A 6,558-nucleotide genomic window follows, 5' to 3' on the forward strand; every position below is an offset into this window, starting at 1 on the left:
CTTAAAGCCTTTTACCACTAAATCTAAGAAAAAGCTAATGGTAGAGCTTAATAATATAGAAAAAGTTGTTATGAACTATAAATCTGAGGATGATTTTATAAATAATATAGAAAGACTCTTCTGCAGAGTTAAAGATATAAGTAATTCCATTAAAAGATGTGAAAATAACTCCATACTAGATGATGTAGAGCTATTTGAAATTAAAAACTTCACCTTAATAATAAGTGAACTTATAGAGAATTTTTCTTTATTAAACTCAAAGCTAAGTTTAGATAACATTACCTTTATATCTTTAGATAACATATTAAATCTGCTAGATCCTGAAGGCAGGAGAATACCTACCTTCCACATTTATGATAAATACTCATCTTCATTAAAAGAAATACGAGAAATCAAAAGAACCCTTGAAAATAGGATTCTTTCTTCTTGTGATGAGAAAGAAATCCTCTCATTAAAAGAAGAAAGACTTAAGTATGTACTACTTGAGGAAAGTGAGGAACTTAAGATCCGTAGGGATCTATCCTCTGAAATAAAAAAATATATTCATGACTTTAAAATAAATATAAAATCCTTAGGAAAATTAGACTTAACTATGGCAAAAGCAAAGCTTGCACTACAATTTAATTGTTCTAGACCTAACATAGCTGATGATTATAATATTTATCTTGAGAATTCAGTAAACCCAGAGGTTAATGCCATATTAAAGGAAAAGGGTAAGTCTTTTGTACCAATAACTATAGAAGTTAAAAGTGGAACTACCATAATAACTGGAGCCAACATGGGAGGAAAAAGTATTTCCCTTAAAACCTTAGTACTAAATGTACTTTTATTTCAAATGGGATTTTTCCTATTCTGTGACAAGGCAATAGTTCCTATTTTGGATTTTATATATTTCATATCTGATGATCTTCAATCAGTACATAAAGGCCTTTCTACCTTTGGTGCTGAGATAATTAAATTAAAACAAGTACTATATCATGCAAAAGATAGGAATGGTCTTATAGCTTTAGATGAATTTGCTAGGGGAACTAATCCTAAAGAAGGAGGATTCCTCGTAAAATCACTATGTATATACCTAAACTCTCTTAACTCTATAAGCATTATCTCTACTCATTATGACAATATAGTTGGAGATAATATGGTTCATTATGAAGTTATTGGTCTTAAGAACCTTGACTTCAATTCCTTAAAAAGAAAGATAGATTTAAATAAAACTAGATCTGTTGAAATCATACAAGAGCATATGGATTATAGATTGGAAAAAGTTTTAAATAAAAATAGCGTACCAAAGGACGCTTTAAACATTTGTGTTTTACTTGGACTTAATGATGAAATCATATCTATTTCTAAAAAGTTTTATGATGAAAGCTTAGAAAAGGGGGATTAAATATGGAAAGTAAACTAAATCTTGATTTTAAGGTGGTTGAAGAAGCTAGAGAATCTGCAAGAAACATAGCTTTAGACACCCAGAAATTTATTGATATGCACACAACTGTTGCAGTTGAAAGAACTGTCTGTCGATTACTAGGAATAGACGGGGTAGATGAAGTAGGGGTTCCTCTACCTAACATAGTTGTAGATAATCTAGTTAAAAATAATGCCCTATCCTTAGGAGCTGCTTATTTCATAGGTAATGCTATGATTAAAACAGGACTTACTCCTCAAGAAATTGCAGAAAAAATAGGCAGAGAAGAGCTTGATTTAACTACTTTAGACTCTTCTGATTTATTTGAAATAAAAACTACTATAATGCCTATAGCAAAGGCTACTGTTGAAACTATTAAAAATAATAGAGCTAAAAGAGATGATCTTTTAAAGACCTATGGAGATAAAACTGGTCCTTTACTATATGTTATAGTTGCAACTGGTAATATATATGAGGATATAACCCAAGCTGTGGCAGCTGCAAAGCAAGGAGCTGACGTAATAGCTGTTATAAGAACTACTGGTCAAAGTCTTCTAGACTATGTACCTTATGGAGAAACCACTGAAGGATTTGGTGGAACCTTTGCAACTCAGGCAAACTTTAAGCTTATGAGAGAAGCCCTTGATAATGTAGGTGAAGAGCTTGGAAGATATATAAGACTTTGTAACTACTGTTCTGGATTATGTATGCCTGAAATAGCTGCTATGGGAGCTGTTGAAAGACTTGATATTATGCTTAATGATGCTCTCTATGGAATACTATTTAGAGATATAAATATGAAGAGAACCATAGTTGACCAATTCTTCTCAAGGGTAATAAATGGATTTGCTGGAGTTGTTATAAATACTGGTGAAGATAACTATCTAACCACTGCTGATGCCATAGAAGAAGCTCATACCGTTCTTGCATCGCAGCTTATGAATGAGCAATTCGCTCTTCTTGCTGGACTTCCATCAGAGCAACAAGGTCTTGGACATGCCTTTGAAATAAATCCTGATGTTAAAAACGGATTCTTATATGAGCTTGCTCAAGCACAAATGGCAAGAGAAATCTTCCCTAAAGCTCCATTAAAATATATGCCTCCTACTAAATTTATGACAGGTAATATATTTAAAGGTCAAGTGCAAGATGCTCTATTTAATATAATCACAGTGCTTACAAATCAAAGAATTCACCTTCTTGGAATGCTTACTGAAGCTATCCATACTCCGTTTATGTCTGATAGATTCTTATCCATAGAAAATGCTAAATACATAGCAAACACTATGGCAGACTTAGGCTCTGAAATAACCTTTAAAAATGGTGGTATCATGGAACAAAGAGCTAATGAAGTTGTTAATAATGCTTCCACCTTATTAAAGGAAATAGAAAAAGAAGGCTTATTTAAAACACTTGAAAAAGGTATCTTTGGTGGAGTTAAGAGACCATTAGATGGTGGTAAGGGACTTTCTGGTGTTACTGAAAAATCTCGTGATTACTTTAATCCTTTTATTGATTTAATGTTAGGAGGGATAAAATAATGAGTGGCGGATTATATTCTACTTCTAAAAAAGATTTTGACAAAACTCTTGACCTTACAAATCTTATGCCTTATGGTGACACCATAAATGATGGTAAGGTTCAATTAAGCTTTACCCTCCCTGTAACTGATGATGATAAGGGAGCTGAAGCTGCAAAGCAATTAGCTAAAAAGATGGGACTTCAAGAACCTAACGTAGCTCATCATGAAGCCTTAGATAAAAACTTTACCTTCTATATAGTTTATGGAAGCATAAACTATACTGTAGATTATGAATCAATCCATGTTGAAACTGTGGATGTAGATACTATGTCTATGGAAGAAGTTAACGACTATATTAGAGATAATATAAAACGTAAGGTGGTTATTGTAGGTGCAAGTACTGGTACTGATGCCCATACTGTAGGAATAGATGCAGTTATGAACATGAAAGGCTATGCTGGTCATTATGGACTTGAAAGATATGAAATGATTGATGCATATAACCTAGGTAGTCAGGTTCCTAATGATGAATTCATTAAGAAAGCCATAGATCTTAAAGCTGACGTACTATTAGTATCTCAAACAGTTACTCAAAAGAATGTTCATATTCAAAATTTAACTGAACTTGTAGAGCTATTAGAAGCTGAAGGGTTAAGAGATAAGGTCATATTAATCTGTGGTGGTCCTAGAATAACTCATGAACTATCAAAGGAGCTTGGATATGATGCTGGCTTTGGTCCTGGCAAATATGCCGATGATGTAGCTACCTTTGCAGTAACTGAAATGCTAAATAGAAATTTAATATAAACTATATACTTTTATATCCTATAAAAAATAAAGGCTCATAATGAGCCTTTATTTTTTTCCTTTTGTATTTTTTGCATTTTCTGCTAGCCCACTATTTCCATTACTTTTGAATCCATTCTTTGAATTTGCGCTATCATTTGAGTTGTCTATCATGCTTTGATTTTTTGCAGTTTGAGAAAATTTGTTCTTTGACATAATATATCTCTCCCTTTGTTTAATATTTTTCTATGATTAGATATCTTAAAGAAGTTCCTCTAAAAATCATAAACTTAATTTTTAATTACTAAAAAGTTATGAGGATATCTTATATCATAGATAGTAATATACCCCTAATAAAAAATAAGATTTACTCTTATTAGGCTTCAATTTATATTTCTCATATAGCTTAATTTTTATTCTAATAAAGGCGTATAGTAATATTTTCTATGTAATTTAAAATAATATTAGTTCCATTTTATCTGATAGCTATAAGCCTTAACACCCCCAATCTTCTTAAAAGGTTGGGGTGTTACAGTTGGTACGCCCTTAGATTAACTCATCTAACCTTCATATTATGGAAAGAACATAATATGAAGGAAGATTCCCTCTATTAAAATTATGAATAATACTACCTCTACTTCCTTAATTTATAATTAATTAACTTCTAAAAACAGTAACTTATGGTATAATCTAGTTGTAAATTTGTTATATAATGGTGAAATTTATCTGAAGAAGAGAAGTAGTTTATTTCACTTAGGAGGATATTCTTATGAAATCACAATCAACTTCAAAGGGATTTGCTATACTATCTATCTCAGGAATAATGTGCAAAATATTATCCCTACTCTCTGTACCTTTAATTAATCTTATTATACATGAGAGTGGATATGGTATGTATTTCTCTGCAACTACTATATATACTGCAATATATGTATCTACAAATTCAGGAATTCAAACAGCAATAAGTAGACAAGTATCTCAATTTATTGCCTTAGAAAATAATAAAGCTGCCTTAAAAACCTTTAAGATGGCTAGAGCCTTACTTTTACTCTCATCCACTATTATTTGTGTTCTAGTCTTAGTTTTTATAAATCCTATAGCAAGAATTACATCTGCTGAAAGCTCAATTCTTGCCTTAATAGCTTTAATGCCAGCTCTCGTTATTACATCTGTTCTTGTTTCATATAGAGGGTATTTTCAAGGTAGAAATTTAGTAACTCCTATAGCTATATCCCAAATATTAGAACAGATTATAAATGTAGTTTTTAGTGTAGTTTTAACTTATATATTATCTAAATATAGCCTTGAAGCTGGTGCTGCCGGAGGAGCCTTAGGAACAACTCTAAGCACATTAGTAGCTACCATTTATGTTATATTTATATACAAAAAACATAAGTTTAATCGCATAAAAGGTCCTAAATTAGATTCTAAAAATCCTCAATTAAGCAACAGATACATATTAAAAAATCTATTACAATTTAGTCTACCTTTAACCTTTATTCTCTCTATGCAATATTGGGGAGATATGATAGATATGTCTCTTGTTAAAAGCATACTTGACTCTCTTAGCCTTGACTCAAATACCTTATTTGCTCTACTGGGTAAATATAAAACATTAATTGGTGTTCCTCTTATAATTATAGCTTCTTTGTGTTCTGTGGTAGTACCATCAATATCTAGATCTATAGCAGTAAAAGATATGAAGTCCCTAAATTCAAAAATGAGCTTTGCTTTTAGGATATGCTTTATTATAGCTATACCATCTGCTGTTGGGCTTTTTCTACTTAGTGAACCTATTTATAAAGTAATATTTATTGGAAGAACTCAAGGTTGGGAACTTTTAAAACTAGGAGCCATAGTTGTGGTATTTATGTCTGTAGTTCAAATTCAGAATATTATACTTCAGTGCTTAAACAAATTTAAATTTGTGTTTATCTCTTCAGTGATTAGCATATTAACTAGAATTGTATGTGACTATGTATTTGTTAGCATACCATACATAAATATAAAGGGTGCCGTTATAGGAAATATACTATGTTATCTTATTCCTATGATACTTAACTTACTATATTTAAATAAGGTTCTAAACTTTAAAATCAATCTATTTAGGTATAGCTTAAAACCTATAATATCCTCTATTCTTATGTCCGCTACTATATATGCTTTAATTTTATTAAATAGAGTTTTTTACAATAATCTTATAACTGAGAGCTTATTTTCTAACTTATTATTTCTATTTATAACTATTATTCTAGGTATATTTGTATATGTTTATAGCCTAGTTTTATTTAGAGGAATAACTAAGACTGATTTAAATTATCTTTCTCCAAAGATTCCAAAGATGTTACCTTCTTTTGCTAGAAAAAGGCTTAAATAGCTTGTAAGCTCTTTAATTATCTTAACTTTTAAATACTAAATTTACTCTTATATTTTTATCCCCTAATTAATTTATTGATAAACCTTACTTAAAACTATAATTTAAGTAACTTAAATGTATTTATATAAAAATCACTAAATTATATATCTTTAAATATAAAAAGAGGGATATAAGATAATACTTCGTATGAATTATCTTATATCCCTACTTTAAACTAGGAAATAAATTATTAAATCATTTAGCTTAAAATCAACAATTAATTTACATGCTCTTTCCTAATAAAAGTTATTAAATTTGGTATTTAATTCTTCTATAATGTAACTTGCCAATTCTTTCGCATCCTCTATATCACTAATTTGTATATACCTTACTGTATAATTGTTAAAAACATATTCTCTTGATTCATTAACTGATTCAAAATTAAAGTCTTTTAAAACTTTTTTAACTATTGTTGACTTATATTTAGCC

The 6,558-nt window shown here is 30.1% G+C and carries 6 protein-coding genes; 4 read left to right on the forward strand and 2 right to left on the reverse strand.

Annotation, left to right across the window (positions count from 1 at the left end; translation table 11 throughout):
* The 3 genes from AB2369_RS10230 to AB2369_RS10240 form a co-directional block, all read left to right on the forward strand.
* Positions 1 to 1,387 (forward strand): hypothetical protein (locus AB2369_RS10230; protein ID WP_367666381.1); only part of this gene is annotated, 1,387 nt, incomplete at its 5' end.
* A gap of 2 nt (positions 1,388 to 1,389) precedes the next feature.
* Positions 1,390 to 2,946: a lysine 5,6-aminomutase subunit alpha gene (locus tag AB2369_RS10235; protein WP_367666382.1), complete on the forward strand. Its 1,557-nt coding sequence runs from the start codon at positions 1,390 to 1,392 to the stop codon at positions 2,944 to 2,946.
* On the forward strand, positions 2,946 to 3,734 hold the full coding sequence (locus AB2369_RS10240; RefSeq protein WP_367666383.1) for a B12-binding domain-containing protein: 789 nt from the start codon (positions 2,946 to 2,948) through the stop codon (positions 3,732 to 3,734). The genes AB2369_RS10235 and AB2369_RS10240 overlap by 1 nt, the downstream gene beginning before the upstream one ends.
* A 48-nt stretch (positions 3,735 to 3,782) precedes the next feature.
* Here the strand turns inward: AB2369_RS10240 and AB2369_RS10245 are convergent, their stop codons facing one another.
* Entirely contained in the window at positions 3,783 to 3,929 is a 147-nt protein-coding gene (locus AB2369_RS10245) for a hypothetical protein (protein WP_367666384.1), read from the reverse strand.
* 553 nt (positions 3,930 to 4,482) lie between these two features.
* Between AB2369_RS10245 and AB2369_RS10250 the strand changes: the two genes are divergently transcribed.
* Positions 4,483 to 6,090 (forward strand): polysaccharide biosynthesis C-terminal domain-containing protein, encoded by a 1,608-nt coding sequence (locus tag AB2369_RS10250; protein ID WP_367666385.1) that lies wholly within the window; start codon positions 4,483 to 4,485, stop codon positions 6,088 to 6,090.
* 275 nt (positions 6,091 to 6,365) lie between these two features.
* Here the strand turns inward: AB2369_RS10250 and AB2369_RS10255 are convergent.
* Positions 6,366 to 6,558: hypothetical protein (locus tag AB2369_RS10255; protein WP_367666386.1), on the reverse strand; the 193-nt coding region annotated here is incomplete at its 5' end.

It is taken from the genome of Clostridium sp. (assembly GCF_040797585.1).
Lineage (GTDB): Bacteria > Bacillota > Clostridia > Clostridiales > Clostridiaceae > Clostridium_Z.